Genomic DNA, 15301 nt, shown 5'->3' with positions numbered 1-15301 from the left:
TTTTAAATTATGAAACGAGCTATATTTCCAGGATCCTTTGATCCAATTACATTAGGGCACTATGATATTATAAAACGCGGAGTAACCTTATTTGACGAAGTTATTGTTGCAATTGGTGTGAATGCTGAAAAAAAATACATGTTCTCTTTAGAGCAACGTAAAAAATTTATTGAAGACGCCTTTAAAGATGAACCAAAAGTAACAGTTGTTACTTACAAAGGCTTAACTGTTGATTTTTGTTTAAAACACAATGTTGAATTTATACTTCGTGGCTTAAGAAATCCAGCCGATTTTGAATTTGAAAAAGCCATTGCTCATACTAATCGTGACTTAGCGCCTATTGAAACCGTGTTTTTGCTAACGGCTGCAAAAACTAGTTATATTGCTTCCTCTATAGTTCGTGACGTTATAAGAAATGATGGTGATTATACCAAGCTAGTTCCAAAAAGTGTAAGAGTGAAATAAAGTTATGAATCTTAAATCATTTATATTATTTATTCTTAGTTGTAGCTTAATTGCTTGTAGCCAAAATAACAATCCGCTTTCTGAAACTGAAAAACAAAAAATTTCTTCTGAAATTATTGAGATGTTTAATGATTATCACGAGGCTATAAAGACAGAAGGCTTAGTTGCAGAATTTGATTATTTAGATGATTCTTCTGATTTTTATTGGGTTCCTCCAGGATATAATAGCGCATTAACAATAGATTCGGTAAAAACCATATTAACACAGAACTCAAAGTTTATAAAATCTATTGAGTTTTCATTTGAATCTATTGAAATATTTCCTTTAAAAAATACTATTGCTAATTATTCAGGAATAGTAAAAGGCACGATGATAGACACCAGCAATGCAAATACGACTTTTAGAATCATAGAATCTGGCACTTTAATTAAAAGAAAAGCGGGATGGAAATTATTAAGTGGGCAATCAAGAAACCTAGAATAACTTAGAGTTTATACTCAGAAAGAGGTTTCGGGAAATCTTCAGGATTTGCAGCCAAGTGATAACGTGGATCATCTACAGCTTCCACAATAACATGTTTAAACTTAGGACTGGCTTTATACAATAGCACTTTACAATCTTCGCTTAAATGTTTTAGTGTGATATGCTTACCTTCAGCTTCATACTTTTCGACCAAATTAAATATCGCTTCAATAGCAGAATGATCGCTTATACGTGCTTCAACAAAATCGATTTCCACATTTTCAGGATCATTTTTAGCATCGAATTTTTCATTGAATGCAGAGATACTTCCGAAGAATAATGGGCCCCAAATTTCATAAACTTTTGTGCCATCATCTTTCATACGTTTACGTGCTCTAATACGCTTCGCATTTTCCCAAGAAAACACCAAAGCACTAACAATAACACCTGCAATAACTGCAATGGCTAAATCGAAAATAACCGTTAATGCCGAAACTAAAAACAAAACAAATAAATCGGATTTAGGAATTTTATTCATTATTCTAAAACTTGACCACGCAAAGGTCCCTATTACCACCATAAACATAACACCTACTAATGCTGCAATAGGTACTTGTTCAATAAGTCCAGAAGCAAATAAGATAAAAGCTAATAACGCTAATGCTGCGACAATACCAGATAATCTACCTCGTCCTCCTCCTTTTATATTGATTAATGACTGACCAATCATGGCACAACCACCCATTCCTCCGAAGAGTCCAGTAACAATATTCGCTCCACCTTGAGCCAAACACTCTCTATTAGAATTCCCTCTAGTTTCAGTTAAATCATCAATTAAATTTAAAGTCATTAAAGACTCTATTAAACCAATAGCAGCAAGAATTAAAGCATAAGGTCCTATAAATTTTAAGGTTTCTAAGTTAAAAGGCACTTTATTAAAAATATCCCATTGAAAAGTAGGCAAGCCTCCTTTAAGACCCTCTCCTCCTCCATCACGAATAAAACTTCCAACGGTTGCGACATCTAAATTTCCAAAAATAACAATCGCCGAAACCACTAGAATAGCCAATAAAGCTTCAGGCAATTTTTTGGTGATTTTTGGCAAACCAAACATAATTGCCATAGTTAAAACAACAAGTCCTACCATAATCCATAGTTGCGACCCCGAAAACCAATCGCCATTAGCATCTCTAAACATGCCTAACTGCGATAAGAAAATAACAATTGCTAAACCATTTACAAATCCCATCATTACAGGATGCGGAATCAATCGTACAAACTTTCCTAACTTAAAAATACCTGCCAGCATTTGTATAATTCCCATTAAAATAACGGTAGCAAATAAATAGTACAACCCTAATTGTTCTCCAGGAGCTCCCATAGCATTACCTTTAGCAACAAGTGCCACCATAACTACTGCTAAAGCGCCAGTTGCCCCACTTATCATTCCTGGTCGTCCTCCAAAAATTGATGTGATTAAACCAATCATAAATGCTGCGTATAAACCAACTAAAGGATCTACGCCTGCTACAAAAGCAAAAGCTACCGCTTCAGGTACCAAAGCTAAAGCTACAGTTAAACCTGATAAAATATCGTTTTTGGCATTCTTAGTACGTCTTCTAATAAACTCAGTCATGTCTTTTTTTTGGAGCAGCAAAAGTACAGTTAATTAATAAAAACACAAGAGTATATTGCTATATTTGTGAACTAGTGAATTACTAAAAGCCTTAGAAATGAAGAAATTAGTTTTGTTATTAATTTTATTAAGTGCGTGTCAATCAGAGCACAATAAAATCGACTTTGATTTCACAACAACTTTTGAAAAAAGTGAAGGTACTGAAACTGCGACCTATCAAGAAGTTATTAACTATTATACTGAACTTGCAGATAAGTATTCTGAAATTAACATTCAAGCCATTGGTGAAACAGATTCTGGTAAGCCTTTACATATTGTCACTTTAAATCCTGATGGTGTTTTTAATTTTTCAGAAATCAGAAAAGACAAACGTATTATCTTAATTAATAATGGTATTCATCCAGGAGAATCGGATGGTATTGATGCCACCATGCTATTGTTTCGCGATATGGCACAAGGAACAATAGAAGCGCCAAAAAACACAATTTTAGTAACGATTCCTATCTATAATGTAGGCGGAAGTTTAAATCGGAATTCTACAACTAGGACCAATCAAAATGGACCAAAAGAATATGGTTTTAGAGGTAATGCGCGTAATTACGATTTAAATCGAGATTTTATAAAAAGCGACACAAAAAACGCAAGAACATTTGCTGAAATTTTTCATCTAGTTCAACCCGATGTATTTATAGATAATCATGTGAGTAATGGTGCAGATTACCAATATACTTTAACACATTTATTTACACAACACAATAAATTAGGAGGTGTTTTAGGTAATTATTTACATCAAGAAATGATGCCGAGATTAGAGCAGAAATTAGCGGTCAAGAAATGGGACATCACACCTTATGTCAATGTCTTTAACAAAACACCTGAACAAGGTTTTTCACAATTTATGGATTCGCCTCGTTATTCGACTGGTTATACAACCCTTTGGAACACCTTAGGCATGATGGTTGAAACACACATGTTAAAACCTTACAAACAAAGAGCTGAAGGCACTTACGAGCTAATGAAAAGCATGATTGAAATAGTTGAGAAAGATCATCATAAAATTAAAACTTTACGTGAAAGTTATAGTCAAAAATTGTTTAATGATAAAACCTATCCGCTAAACTGGCAAATAGATACTTCAAAAGTATCGACTATAGCTTTTAAAGGGTATGAAGGCAGCATGATACCAAGTAGTATTACTGGAAAGGACCGTTTAAAGTTTGACAGAAGCCAACCATTTACTAAAGATGTCAGTTATCAGAATTACTTTAAACCTACAGATTCGGTAACTATACCATCTGCTTATGTAATTCCTCAAGCTTGGCATCATGTTATTGAATTATTAGCTTTAAATAAAATAGAAATGACTACTCTTGAAAAGCAAACTGTAATTGATGTCGAGTCTTATAAGATTGCTACTTACGAAACAAGTAAGCAAGCCTATGAAGGTCATTACCAGCATTACAATACCACGATAACATCTAGTACAGAGCGTATTGCATTTAGAGAAGGCGATTACCTTATTAGAACCAATCAAAAAGGGCTACGTTATTTATTAGAAACGCTTGAGCCTCAAGCACCAGATTCGTTTTTTAACTGGAATTTCTTTGATCCTATTTTACAACAAAAAGAAGGATTTTCGCCCTATGTTTGGGAAGATCAAGCGAAACAGTTATTAGTTCAACATCCAGAGCTTCAAATAGAATTGAATGTAAAAAAATCTTACGATAAAGACTTTGCTAATAATTGGTATGCACAATTAGATTGGTTACACAAGAAAAGTGCGCATTATGAAAAAGCGCATTTACAATATCCTGTGTATCGAATAAAATAATGCATCTCGCAAGAACGATTGCAGCGGCATCCTTTTTATGCTGAATAGTTGCATAAAAAGATATAGCGGAAAGCGTGTTTTACCAAAGGTAAACTTGCCCAAAAAAACTAAAGTAATACTTTTATATTGGCATAACTATTCTCTAAGGCCTTGGTACGCGCTTTAGCATTAAGCCATTCTACCTTAGTAATTCCTTCGTTTTCTTGAGGATAGAGCTTGCCCTTAAATGTCGTTTTCATTTCAAACCAGTAGGTAATTTTAATCTTATGCTTACCATTACGTTTAAAAATATGATAAGTGGTTTGTAACGGTTTAGTAATTTCTAATCCAGCGACACCAGTTTCTTCGGCAACTTCGCGAAGTGCTGTTTCTTCAATGGTTTCATGTGCTTCTGTTTTTCCTTTCGGCAAATCCCATTTATCATTTCTGTAAATAAATAAAATATCGCGCTGAGAATTATACACCTTTCCACCTCCTGCAATAACATTAGGTAGAAGCTTTAAAAATTTTTTGATTAATTTTTCAGGATTCTTATGGATGAGTCTAGCTTCTTTTAGCGATGTGGTATTTAACTCTCTTATAACTTTACCTATATTAACCGTATCTAGTAAATAGTTTTTAAAGCCAGATTCTTTTTCTACAACAGAGGTAAGTACAATAGGTTTATCGTTTACAAAAACGTGATACATCTTTTAGGTCTAGATTGGTTTTGTAAATTTATCATTTTTTTGCACAAAACAAATAGCATTAAAATTAAATTTATGTGTAATTTTGTGTCTATGATTTTTGATAAAGACACTGCTAAAAAAACGGCTGAAGTTTTACTGCAAATTAATGCTATAAAATTAAGTCCGAAAACCCCTTTTACTTGGGCTTCAGGCTGGAAATCGCCTATATATTGTGACAACAGAATTGTTTTATCTTTTCCGCTGGTTAGAAATTACATAAGAGAAACAATGGGTAAACATATTGAAGCACAATATGGCAAACCAGATGTTATTGCTGGTGTAGCGACTGGAGCTATTGGCATTGGTATGTTGGTTGCAGAATATTTAGGTTTACCTTTTATATATGTAAGACCCGAAGCTAAAAAACATGGTCGCCAAAATCAAATTGAAGGTTTCTTAGAAAGCGGACAAAATGTAGTGGTTGTTGAAGATTTAATAAGTACTGGGAAGAGCAGTTTAAATGCTGTAAGAGCGCTTAAAGAAGCTAAAGCCAATGTAAAAGGCATGGTTGCTATTTTTTCTTATGGATTTGCTATTGCTGATGATAATTTCAAAAAAGAAGGCATCGCACTACACACTTTAAGTAATTATAAAAATTTGCTTGAACAGGCTTTAGAAACTAAATATATTTCTGAAGATCAATTACAAACTTTGTCAGATTGGAATTCAAATCCGAGTGAATGGAACGCAATTTGATATAAAACATATGATGATTAGTTGTATAGCTGTTTAGTTGCGCAACTAAACAAGTAATAAACAACAACATAACAGTACTATGAAATTAGAATCTCCAAAAGTAATCATTGATAAATCTGCACAAGACACGTTCAATTTTTTAAGTGACGTTAAAAACTTTGAAAACTTAATGCCTGAAAACATTAGCAAGTTTGAAGTGATTGATAACGACACGTTTTTGTTTGCTTTAAAAGGCATGCCAGAAATTGTACTAAAAAAGAAAGAAGCCATAGCTCCTAATAAAATTGTGTTAGGTGCTGCAGGTGGGAAAATAGATTTTTCATTAACGGCTAACATTAGTGAAACCTCCGAAAATTCAAGCGAAGTACAATTAGCTTTTGAAGGCGAATTTAACGCCATGATGGCTATGATGATCAAAGGTCCAATTAGCAAATTTATTGAAACCTTAACATCTAACATGCCAAATAACATCTAGTACAATAGGGTAATTTCTTTTAAATCATATTCTTTTAAAATAGCATCTTCAAGGCGTACTTGCAGATTACCTGTTTCTGATACGGATTGAATAAAACCCGAAAACATATTACCTGTTTTATCTTTAAATGTAGAAGGCTTATTTTTTCGAAACAAATAAGATTCGTATTCGTTTTTTATGGCTTCAAAATTTTGAGCTTCTAATAAAGAAAAATATTGTTTTAAATGCTCTATTAGCCTGATTAATAGTTCATCAAAATGAAAGGTTCTGCCAGTAATAATCCGTAATGAAGAGGCTTTTGGCAAATTTTCAAAATGAGTTTGATTTACATTAATACCAACACCAATAATAGAGTCCTTAAATTTATTTTGCTTAATGCTATTTTCTATTAAAACACCACAAATCTTTTTGTCTTCTGACAAAATGTCGTTTGGCCATTTCACACTCAATTTAGGAACGTTAAAAGATTTTAAAGTCTTTATAATTGCCAAAGCAGTCACCATACTAATACAAAAATGCTGATCAAACTTTAAAAAAGAAACTTCCTTAAATACACTAAACATAAGGTTTTCACCAGAATTTGCGGACCATTTTGTACCCATTTGACCACGACCTTGAGTTTGAAATTGAGTCTGCACAACTGTATAATCAGAAATCACCTCTTTACCACTTAATTGTTTTAAATAAGTATTAGTTGAATTGGTGGCATTAAGTTTGATTATACGCATTATGGATTAATTATATTCATTCTGTGAAATCTTATAGATTTTTAACAGTATAAAGAACTAAAAAAATAATAACTTTGCACAAATTTAAATCAAATTAATGGCGATAAAACAAACGAATCCAGACCAACTTATAACAACAATACTAGCTGGAATTGAAGATGTAAAAGGGAAAGATATAAATATATTAGATTTACGAGAGATTGAAAATACAGTATGTGACTATTTTATAGTTTGTGAAGGTACTTCAAACACACAAGTCAACGCCATTGTTAATTCTATTCAGAAAAAAGTTAGCAAAAATCTTAAAGATAAACCTTGGCATATTGAAGGCATGGACAACGCAGAATGGGTTTTAATGGATTATGTTAACGTTGTGGTACATGTTTTTCAAAAACACATTAGAGAGTATTATGACATTGAGAGTCTTTGGGGAGACGCTAAAACCACAGTAATTGAATCAAACTATTAAACAAGTTAATGGCAAACGAAAAAAATACAAATAGTAAAAAACCTAAATTTAGTCCTTACTGGATTTATGGCGGAATTCTGGCAATTTTTATTGCTATGCAATTTTTAAACGGAAGTGGTTTTCAAGACACCAAAATCATAACACCTTATGAGTTTTTTGAATACGCTGAAAACAATGATGTTGAAAAAGTAGAAATAATTAATAAACGCTTAGCAAAAGTTTATTTAACAAAAGAAGCTGAAGCTAAAGAAATTCATAAAAAATCTAAGCCTTCAAGTTTTTTACCTACTTCATCAAGACTTCCTAATTATACTTTTGAAATTGGAGATCAATCAAATTTTGAAAATGATTTAAAAGCAATTGGTAAATCTAATATTTTAGTTAATAAAACCGAATCTAATGCTTGGGGCGACTTGCTTATTGGACTTATTCCTTTTATTCTTTTAATAGGTGTTTGGATTTTTATCATGAGACGTATGTCTGGTGGTGGAGGTGGAGGCGCTGGCGGACAGATTTTTAATATTGGAAAATCTAAAGCCAAGCTTTTTGACCAAAATACAGAAGTAAAAACTTCATTTAAAGATGTTGCTGGATTAGAAGGTGCTAAAGAAGAAGTTCAAGAAATTGTAGACTTCTTGAAAAACCCAGAAAAGTATACCTCTTTAGGAGGAAAAATACCAAAAGGCGCATTACTTGTAGGACCTCCAGGAACTGGAAAAACATTGTTAGCTAAAGCTGTAGCTGGCGAAGCTAAAGTGCCTTTCTTCTCATTATCTGGTTCAGATTTTGTTGAAATGTTTGTAGGTGTAGGAGCATCGCGTGTTCGTGATTTATTCAAACAAGCTAAAGAAAAATCTCCTGCTATTATCTTTATTGATGAAATTGATGCCATTGGTCGTGCTAGAGGAAAAAATGCCATGTCAGGAAGTAATGATGAACGCGAAAACACCTTAAATCAACTGCTTACCGAAATGGATGGTTTTGGAACCAATACAAACGTTATTGTTATTGCAGCAACCAACAGAGCAGATATTTTAGATAAAGCCTTAATGAGAGCTGGACGTTTTGATAGACAAATTTTTGTAGATCTTCCAGATGTTAGAGAACGTAAAGAAATTTTTGAAGTCCACCTAAGGCCTCTTAAAAAAGCTGATGGTTTAGATATCGACTTCCTTTCTAAACAAACCCCAGGATTTTCTGGAGCAGATATTGCTAACGTGTGTAATGAAGCTGCATTAATTGCAGCTCGACAAGGTAAAAAAGCTGTTGACAAACAAGATTTCTTAGATGCTGTAGATCGAATTGTAGGTGGATTAGAAAAGAAAAATAAAATTATTACTCCAAGTGAAAAAAGAGCTGTTGCTTTTCATGAAGCTGGACATGCTACTGTAAGCTGGATGCTAGAACATGCTGCGCCTTTAGTCAAAGTAACCATTGTACCTAGAGGTCGTTCTTTAGGTGCTGCTTGGTATTTGCCTGAAGAACGTTTAATTGTTAGACCAGAACAAATGCTAGACGAAATGTGTGCAGCACTTGGTGGTCGTGCAGCAGAAAAAGTGATTTTTGATAAAATTTCTACAGGAGCTTTAAGTGATTTAGAGAAAGTTACAAAGCAAGCAAGAGCCATGGTAACGATTTATGGTTTAAGTGATAAAGTTGGAAATTTAACCTATTATGATTCTTCTGGCCAAAGCGAATACGGCTTTACAAAGCCTTATAGTGAGCAGACCGCAGAATTGATTGATAAAGAAATATCTAATATTATTGAAAAGCAATATCAAAGAGCCATTAAGCTCTTAGAAGAAAATAAAGACAAGCTTACTGAACTTGCAGAAGTATTGCTTGAAAAAGAAGTTATTTTTAAAGATAACCTAGAGAAAATTTTTGGTGAACGCCCTTTTGAAGTCGAAGAACACCCACTATTAGACTAATAAAATATTTTAGAATTTTGTTAACATTAATTTAAAATCTTAAATTAACCCTATGGTTAGTTTAAGATTTTTTATATTTGAAAAAACCTATAGCACAGATATAAATTGCTATAATTTAAATGAGTCTTTTTAGAAAAATTTTTGGTTCCAAATCTGATCATTCAGAAGATGAATTTCAATCAGACGATCGTGGTAAATATATGCCAGACTTAAAGCTGCCAATAGACGAAAGGTTTACGATAAACTTTAAAGCTAATGGTGGAAAATTCCTGTATTGCGAAAATTTAAACGAAGTATTTGATTGTTTACAAAACATTATTGATGAAAACAGTTGGCATGAATCTTCCGTACTTCTATTAGACGAAAACTTAAAAAACAAGTTTTCAAATTCTCAATTAACAACTACTAGAGTTATATCTGAAGCCGAATATATGCTTACTACCTGTGAAAACCTTATCGCAAATGATGGTTCTTTACTTATTTCCTCTAATCAAATTGCAGAAAAAAAATTAACAGAACTACCTTCTAATTGTGTCGTATTTGCAACAACTAGCCAAATTGTCGAGAATATTGGAGAAGGCTTAAAAGGCATTAAAAACAAAAACAAACAAAAGATTCCTACGAACATTACAACTATAAAGCACTTTAAATCTTCTGATGAAAAAGACTTCTTAACTTATGGTAGTAGTTCAAAAAACTTATATTTGTTGCTTTTAGAAGATCTTTAAGATAAAACGTGAATCTATTTATTGCATCTTATTTCTAAAATAACAATAACCAACAAATGAAGGACATTGCTATTCGCGCATTTTCAGGATTACTCTATGTGTTGCTACTTATTTTTAGTTTATATAACAAGCATGCGCTAATCATTTTGTTTTTTCTTTTTGGTCTTATCTGTTTGCATGAATTTAAAAAACTCATCCAATTAAAAAGCTTTATTCCTTATCTACTTTTTACAGTTCTGTATTTTGTTTTTGGATATTGGCAACTATTTATGAACTCTAATGTAGGTCTATATGAAGCGACACAAATCCTTCAAGTTATTACTATTTTTGTTCAGCTTTTTTTAATCAAGGATTTGTTTTCAGAAAAAACAATCCCACTTTTTAGTTCTAAACGCTTTATAATTACTACTTTTTACCTTTCTAGTGCTTTTGTCTTTTTAATTCTTATTGCAAACTATTATGAAGCATATAACCCCAATATTTTATTAGGAGCTTTTATTTTAGTTTGGGTAAATGACACCTTTGCTTATCTAGTAGGTTCTAAATTTGGTAAACAAAAGTTATTTCCTAGCATCTCTCCTAAAAAAACAGTTGAAGGGTTTCTTGGTGGTTTATTTTTTGCCTGTATTGCTAGTTATTTTATTTCGTATTTTACACAGACTTTAAGTTTTACACAATGGTTAATTTTAAGTATTATTGTAAGTGTTTTTGGCACGCTAGGTGATTTAATTGAATCAAAATTTAAACGTCAGGCCAATGTTAAAGATAGTGGCACTATTATGCCTGGTCATGGTGGATTATTAGACAGGTTTGATAGTATTATATTTGCAGCACCATTTATTTATTTATTTTTAAGAATTTTACATTATGTTTCATAAAGAAGGTCATAAAATCATCCTAATTACATTTATACTCGTAATTGCTAGTTATTTACTTATTGATAAATTTGTGAGTATAAACTGGCTTCAAATTTTACTGTTTATAGCTCTAGGTGTCTTCTTATTTTTAATCCTTCAGTTTTTTAGAAACCCTAAAAGGAACACAATTAACAATGACCAACATGTATTGTCTCCTGTAGATGGTAAAGTTGTTGTTATTGAAGAAGTTTATGAAAGTGAATATTTTAAAGAAAATAGACTGCAGGTCAGTGTATTTATGTCACCTTTAAATGTACATGTAACGCGTTATCCAATTAACGGTAAAGTTTTATTTAGCAAATATCATCCAGGAAAGTATTTAGTTGCTTGGCACCCAAAAGCGAGTGAAGAAAACGAACGCACTACTGTGGTTGTTGAAAACTCTACATATGGAAAAGTTTTATACCGACAAATTGCTGGAGCATTAGCCAAACGTATTGTAAACTATGCTAAAGAAGGTGATTCTGCAATTCAAGGTGATGATTCTGGATTTATAAAATTTGGATCAAGAGTTGATTTATTTTTACCCTTAGACACCAAAATTAAAGTTGCTTTAAATGAAAAAGTTCGCGGTGGAGAAAGTATTATTGCTGAAATATAAATGACTGCTGAAGAATTACATATCGCCTTTACTGAAGCAGTTGCTCGAGTTAACGAACACCAAGAGCCTTTTCCTGCCGATTTTTTATTACGCTTATATGCGTATTATAAAAAAGCAACTAACAATTACTCAAGGCCTAGCAGCAAAAAACAAATTATAAATGCATTTAAAACTAATGCTTTATTTCAAATTCAAGACATCACAGAAGACGAAGCCAAGAAAACCTATATCGAGCTCGTTAATAACTATTTTTTGTATAAAAAATAACATCACAAACTTTAGTGTTTTTTCTTTCTAAAAAACAACAGCAATATACTATTCTAATACAAATTCAAGTGGAATTCCTGTAGCAGCATTTGGAAAGCTAATTCCTAAGAGTGCTGAAATAGTTGGAGCTATATCAATAATTCTTGTTTTCTTAAAAGTACTTCCTTGCTTAATGCCTTTACCAAAAAACAATAATGGAACATGTGTGTCATATACCATTCCAGAATGATGGTCTGTTCCTGTTCTATTCCATGGTGTATCTTTAAAAACCGAAGGATTAAATACAAACAAAATATCACCTGAACGTTTTTGGTGATGGCCATTGTTTAATAAATCCTCTAAATAGCCTGAGCTTCCTTCAAACTGGTTAATTTCAGAAGTCAAATACACTTTATCAATCAAATCATAAGTCAATAATTGCTTTCCAACTTTATCTTTTAGTGCTTTCAAATCCAACTTATGTTGCTCAATTTTTTCGTGGTCAAAAAAGATTTGATTATTTATTCTACTTAAAACTAAATCTGAAACTTTATAATGCTTAAAAAGCATCTCATTTAATTCATCAAATAGTTGGCTTAAGTCAAAAAGACCTGAAGGTATTCTTCTTGATTTTAAATAACTAGGCGTATAAGGAGCACCATGATCTGAAGTTAAAAACACAGTGTACTCGCCTTTTCCTACTTTATCATCTAGAGCATTAAAAAGACGTTCTAAATCTAAATCTAAGCGCAAGTAAGTATCTTGAGTTTCAATAGCATTCACACCAAAATCATGTCCGACTTTATCTGTACTTGAGTAACTAATGGTTAACACATCAGTAATATCATCTTTCCCTAAGGCTTCAGCATCAATCGCTTTTAAGGCAAAATCTGTGGTTAATGTATTTCCAAAAGGAGATTCTGCAATGATTTTAAAATTTCCGTTTTGATGTCTTAATTCTTCTAAATTATAAGGAAAAGTAGCCGTTTCCTTACCTTCAAAGATACGCTCGAAGGTGTTTAAATCACTCCCGCTTTCAGTATAAGTATCGATATCATATAAAGGCTCCCAGTTTTTAAAATAAGATTCGGCCACATTGGAAGCATTAAAATCTTTAACCCATTGAGGAAGGTCGTTCATATAAAAAGAACTCGTTATCCAATTCCCATTGCCATCATGATCATAATCCCACCAATAAGCTGCATTTGCAGAATGTCCAGCTGGTAAAATAGCACCTCTATGTTTAATAGAGATTCCAATCGTTTTACCTTGCATTTGTGTAAACAATCTGTTTTCATCAGCAAATGTTGTTGACAATAGCATTATAGGCGATTTTTTACCATCTTTACTTTCTGTTCCTATAGGTTCTACTGTATTATCTTCTACACAATTAACTCTACGTTTTAAAATTTTATCAAACCAGTTATTGCCAATAACACCATGATATTTTGGTGTCGTTCCTGTAAATACTGAAGCATGTCCAGGACCTGTTTTGGTAGGAATGTAATTAAAGTGATTGTTTTTACAATTAAAGCCTTCACGCATCATACGTTTAAAACCACCATCGCTAAACTTAGCGTTAAAACGGGTTAAATAATCATAACGCATTTGATCGATAACAATACCAACTACAAGTTTAGGATTTGTATGAATTACATTTTCTGTTGTTTTAACAACTTGTGTTGAACTTATTGTTTGCGCTTTACAACTAAAGAAAGCAGTAAAAACTAAAACATAAAATAAAGACTTCATAATAAGATGATTTAATACAGTTTTCAAAAGTACAGATTTTTATGTGTGAAATTTTTCCTTTTTAGATTAATTTATCATTAAATACCTCGTAGTTTTTTATACTTTAGCATAACAAAATTGCTTATGACTTACCTTCATAATATAGGAGCTTACTTTATAATGATTAAAGATATGTTTCGCAAGCCTACAAAATGGTCTGTAATGAAAACATTAATCTTTAAGGATATTGATGACCTCATCATGGGATCATTAGGTATTGTTGCTTTTATTTCCTTTTTTGTTGGTGGAGTGGTTACAATTCAAACTGCATTAAATATTAGCAATCCTTTAATTCCAAAATATTTAGTTGGTTTTGCAACACGACAATCAATTGTTTTAGAATTCGCTCCAACTTTTATTTCTATTATCATGGCTGGAAAAGTTGGCTCCTTTATAACCTCAAGTATTGGAACTATGCGAGTTACAGAACAAATTGATGCTTTAGAAGTAATGGGAATAAACGCCATAAACTATTTAGTTTTCCCAAAATTTATTGCACTTATGTTATACCCATTTGTCATTTCTATAGCCATGTTTCTTGGTATATTAGGAGGAATGGCTGCTTGTATCTATGGTGGCTATAGCTCATTAGAAGATTTTATTATTGGTGTTCAGACTGATTTTATTCCATTTCATATCACCTATGCCTTTATCAAAACCTTTGTTTTTGCATTTGTTTTAGCTACGATTCCTTCTTTTCACGGATTCTTCATGAAAGGTGGTGCACTAGAAGTAGGTAAAGCTAGTACGACCGCTTTTGTTTGGACCAGTGTCGTTATTATTCTTTTAAACTATATACTAACTCAAATGTTGTTAAGCTAATGATAGAAGTTAAAAACGTACACAAATCATTTGGAGAAGCTCATGTTTTAAAAGGTATTAGCACTACTTTTGAAAAAGGGAAAACAAGTTTAGTCATTGGACAAAGTGGTTCTGGAAAAACTGTATTTTTAAAATGTTTGTTAGGGCTATTTACTCCTGAAGAAGGCACAATTTCTTATGATGGAAAAATTTACTCTGAGTTAGATGATGATCAAAAACGTGATTTAAGAAGTGAAATGGGTATGGTTTTTCAAGGTTCAGCCCTTTTTGACTCTATGACTATTGCTGAAAATGTCATGTTTCCATTACGTATGTTTACTAAACAAAGTAAAAGCGAAATGCAAGATCGTGTTGATTTTGTATTAAATCGCGTCAATCTAACAGATGCGCATAACAAAATGCCTAGTGAAGCTTCTGGTGGTATGCAAAAACGAGTTGCTATAGCTAGAGCGATAGTAAACAATCCTAAGTATTTATTTTGCGACGAACCTAATTCTGGATTAGATCCAAAAACTGCAATTGTTATTGATAATTTAATTCAGGAAATTACAGATGAATATAATATTACAACCATCATCAACTCTCATGACATGAATTCTGTAATGGAAATTGGTGAAAAAATTGTGTTCTTAAAAGATGGCTTAAAAGCTTGGGAAGGCTCAAAAGAAACCATTTTTAAAACCGATAATGCTGTTGTAACCGACTTTGTCTATTCTTCTGAATTGTTTAAAAAAGTACGTAAAATGTATATTGATGAGAATACCTAAGACAAAC

The 15301-nt window shown here is 32.3% G+C and carries 17 protein-coding genes; 13 read left to right on the top strand and 4 right to left on the bottom strand.

Going from position 1 to position 15301, the window contains the following annotated elements:
• The first annotated feature begins 9 nt into the window (after positions 1-9).
• Together coaD and ACFS5M_RS05720 are read left to right on the top strand one after the other, a co-directional pair.
• Complete coding sequence (coaD, locus tag ACFS5M_RS05725) at positions 10-465, top strand: pantetheine-phosphate adenylyltransferase (protein WP_183486689.1); 456 nt, start codon at positions 10-12, stop codon at positions 463-465.
• Between the two features lie 4 nt (positions 466-469).
• The gene (locus tag ACFS5M_RS05720) at positions 470-949 is read left to right on the top strand and encodes a hypothetical protein (RefSeq protein ID WP_183486686.1); all 480 of its coding nucleotides are present in this window, start codon (positions 470-472) and stop codon (positions 947-949) included.
• Position 950: 1 nt separating this feature from the next.
• Here ACFS5M_RS05720 and ACFS5M_RS05715 read toward each other — a convergent pair whose 3' ends face one another.
• Positions 951-2564, bottom strand: a complete 1614-nt coding sequence (locus ACFS5M_RS05715) for a SulP family inorganic anion transporter (RefSeq protein ID WP_183486684.1) — start codon at positions 2562-2564, stop codon at positions 951-953.
• A 97-nt stretch (positions 2565-2661) separates the two neighbouring features.
• Here ACFS5M_RS05715 and ACFS5M_RS05710 point away from each other — a divergent pair, with 97 nt between their 5' ends.
• Complete coding sequence (locus ACFS5M_RS05710; protein ID WP_183486682.1) at positions 2662-4395, top strand: M14 family metallopeptidase; 1734 nt, start codon at positions 2662-2664, stop codon at positions 4393-4395.
• A gap of 107 nt (positions 4396-4502) precedes the next feature.
• Here the strand turns inward: ACFS5M_RS05710 and ACFS5M_RS05705 are convergent, their stop codons facing one another.
• The gene (locus ACFS5M_RS05705) at positions 4503-5084 is read right to left on the bottom strand and encodes an NUDIX hydrolase (RefSeq protein WP_183486680.1); all 582 of its coding nucleotides are present in this window, start codon (positions 5082-5084) and stop codon (positions 4503-4505) included.
• A gap of 90 nt (positions 5085-5174) precedes the next feature.
• On the opposite strand from ACFS5M_RS05705, the gene pyrE reads away from it, so the two are divergent.
• A complete protein-coding gene (pyrE, locus tag ACFS5M_RS05700; protein WP_183487294.1) occupies positions 5175-5819 on the top strand; it encodes an orotate phosphoribosyltransferase in 645 nt (214 codons plus the stop codon).
• A 79-nt stretch (positions 5820-5898) separates the two neighbouring features.
• The gene (locus ACFS5M_RS05695; protein ID WP_183486678.1) at positions 5899-6294 is read left to right on the top strand and encodes an SRPBCC family protein; all 396 of its coding nucleotides are present in this window, start codon (positions 5899-5901) and stop codon (positions 6292-6294) included.
• Here the strand turns inward: ACFS5M_RS05695 and ACFS5M_RS05690 are convergent.
• A complete protein-coding gene (locus tag ACFS5M_RS05690; protein WP_183486677.1) occupies positions 6291-7022 on the bottom strand; it encodes a biotin--[acetyl-CoA-carboxylase] ligase in 732 nt (243 codons plus the stop codon). The genes ACFS5M_RS05695 and ACFS5M_RS05690 overlap by 4 nt on opposite strands.
• A 97-nt stretch (positions 7023-7119) precedes the next feature.
• Here ACFS5M_RS05690 and rsfS point away from each other — a divergent pair, with 97 nt between their 5' ends.
• The 6 genes from rsfS (at position 7120) to ACFS5M_RS05660 (ending at position 11935) form a co-directional block, all read left to right on the top strand.
• On the top strand, positions 7120-7491 hold the full coding sequence (gene rsfS / locus ACFS5M_RS05685) for a ribosome silencing factor (RefSeq protein WP_183486675.1): 372 nt from the start codon (positions 7120-7122) through the stop codon (positions 7489-7491).
• An 8-nt stretch (positions 7492-7499) separates the two neighbouring features.
• Entirely contained in the window at positions 7500-9422 is a 1923-nt protein-coding gene (gene ftsH, locus ACFS5M_RS05680) for an ATP-dependent zinc metalloprotease FtsH (protein ID WP_183486673.1), read from the top strand.
• A gap of 119 nt (positions 9423-9541) precedes the next feature.
• Positions 9542-10150: an LUD domain-containing protein gene (locus ACFS5M_RS05675; protein ID WP_183486670.1), complete on the top strand. Its 609-nt coding sequence runs from the start codon at positions 9542-9544 to the stop codon at positions 10148-10150.
• Between the two features lie 56 nt (positions 10151-10206).
• Positions 10207-11028 carry a phosphatidate cytidylyltransferase gene (locus ACFS5M_RS05670; RefSeq protein WP_183486668.1) on the top strand — a complete coding sequence of 274 codons (822 nt, stop codon included), beginning with the start codon at positions 10207-10209 and terminating at the stop codon, positions 11026-11028.
• Positions 11018-11668, top strand: a complete 651-nt coding sequence (locus ACFS5M_RS05665; protein WP_183486666.1) for a phosphatidylserine decarboxylase family protein — start codon at positions 11018-11020, stop codon at positions 11666-11668. Before ACFS5M_RS05670 ends, ACFS5M_RS05665 begins: the two co-directional genes overlap by 11 nt.
• On the top strand, positions 11669-11935 hold the full coding sequence (locus tag ACFS5M_RS05660) for an acyl-CoA-binding protein (protein WP_183486665.1): 267 nt from the start codon (positions 11669-11671) through the stop codon (positions 11933-11935).
• A 48-nt stretch (positions 11936-11983) separates the two neighbouring features.
• Here ACFS5M_RS05660 and pafA read toward each other — a convergent pair whose 3' ends face one another.
• Complete coding sequence (gene pafA, locus ACFS5M_RS05655; protein WP_183486655.1) at positions 11984-13666, bottom strand: alkaline phosphatase PafA; 1683 nt, start codon at positions 13664-13666, stop codon at positions 11984-11986.
• A 123-nt stretch (positions 13667-13789) separates the two neighbouring features.
• Between pafA and ACFS5M_RS05650 the strand changes: the two genes are divergently transcribed.
• A complete protein-coding gene (locus ACFS5M_RS05650; RefSeq protein ID WP_183486653.1) occupies positions 13790-14527 on the top strand; it encodes an MlaE family ABC transporter permease in 738 nt (245 codons plus the stop codon).
• A complete protein-coding gene (locus ACFS5M_RS05645) occupies positions 14527-15294 on the top strand; it encodes an ABC transporter ATP-binding protein (protein WP_183486652.1) in 768 nt (255 codons plus the stop codon). The genes ACFS5M_RS05650 and ACFS5M_RS05645 overlap by 1 nt, the downstream gene beginning before the upstream one ends.
• Positions 15295-15301 lie beyond the last annotated feature (7 nt).

The sequence above is a fragment of the Lacinutrix iliipiscaria genome (genome assembly GCF_042686125.1).
Classification (GTDB): domain Bacteria; phylum Bacteroidota; class Bacteroidia; order Flavobacteriales; family Flavobacteriaceae; genus Oceanihabitans; species Oceanihabitans iliipiscarium.
The sequence above is the reverse complement of the archived record's forward strand: the minus strand, read 5'-3'. Positions and strand labels throughout refer to the sequence as shown.

Excerpts from the sequence above, each read along its gene's own strand:
- coaD (WP_183486689.1), top strand. The coding sequence starts at position 10 with ATGAAACGAGCTATATTTCCAGGATCCTTTGATCCAATTACATTAGGG.
- ACFS5M_RS05720 (WP_183486686.1), top strand. The coding sequence starts at position 470 with ATGAATCTTAAATCATTTATATTATTTATTCTTAGTTGTAGCTTAATT.
- ACFS5M_RS05715 (WP_183486684.1), bottom strand. The coding sequence starts at position 2,564 with ATGACTGAGTTTATTAGAAGACGTACTAAGAATGCCAAAAACGATATT.
- ACFS5M_RS05710 (WP_183486682.1), top strand. The coding sequence starts at position 2,662 with ATGAAGAAATTAGTTTTGTTATTAATTTTATTAAGTGCGTGTCAATCA.
- ACFS5M_RS05705 (WP_183486680.1), bottom strand. The coding sequence starts at position 5,084 with ATGTATCACGTTTTTGTAAACGATAAACCTATTGTACTTACCTCTGTT.
- pyrE (WP_183487294.1), top strand. The coding sequence starts at position 5,175 with ATGATTTTTGATAAAGACACTGCTAAAAAAACGGCTGAAGTTTTACTG.
- ACFS5M_RS05695 (WP_183486678.1), top strand. The coding sequence starts at position 5,899 with ATGAAATTAGAATCTCCAAAAGTAATCATTGATAAATCTGCACAAGAC.
- ACFS5M_RS05690 (WP_183486677.1), bottom strand. The coding sequence starts at position 7,022 with ATGCGTATAATCAAACTTAATGCCACCAATTCAACTAATACTTATTTA.
- rsfS (WP_183486675.1), top strand. The coding sequence starts at position 7,120 with ATGGCGATAAAACAAACGAATCCAGACCAACTTATAACAACAATACTA.
- ftsH (WP_183486673.1), top strand. The coding sequence starts at position 7,500 with ATGGCAAACGAAAAAAATACAAATAGTAAAAAACCTAAATTTAGTCCT.
- ACFS5M_RS05675 (WP_183486670.1), top strand. The coding sequence starts at position 9,542 with ATGAGTCTTTTTAGAAAAATTTTTGGTTCCAAATCTGATCATTCAGAA.
- ACFS5M_RS05670 (WP_183486668.1), top strand. The coding sequence starts at position 10,207 with ATGAAGGACATTGCTATTCGCGCATTTTCAGGATTACTCTATGTGTTG.
- ACFS5M_RS05665 (WP_183486666.1), top strand. The coding sequence starts at position 11,018 with ATGTTTCATAAAGAAGGTCATAAAATCATCCTAATTACATTTATACTC.
- ACFS5M_RS05660 (WP_183486665.1), top strand. The coding sequence starts at position 11,669 with ATGACTGCTGAAGAATTACATATCGCCTTTACTGAAGCAGTTGCTCGA.
- pafA (WP_183486655.1), bottom strand. The coding sequence starts at position 13,666 with ATGAAGTCTTTATTTTATGTTTTAGTTTTTACTGCTTTCTTTAGTTGT.
- ACFS5M_RS05650 (WP_183486653.1), top strand. The coding sequence starts at position 13,790 with ATGACTTACCTTCATAATATAGGAGCTTACTTTATAATGATTAAAGAT.
- ACFS5M_RS05645 (WP_183486652.1), top strand. The coding sequence starts at position 14,527 with ATGATAGAAGTTAAAAACGTACACAAATCATTTGGAGAAGCTCATGTT.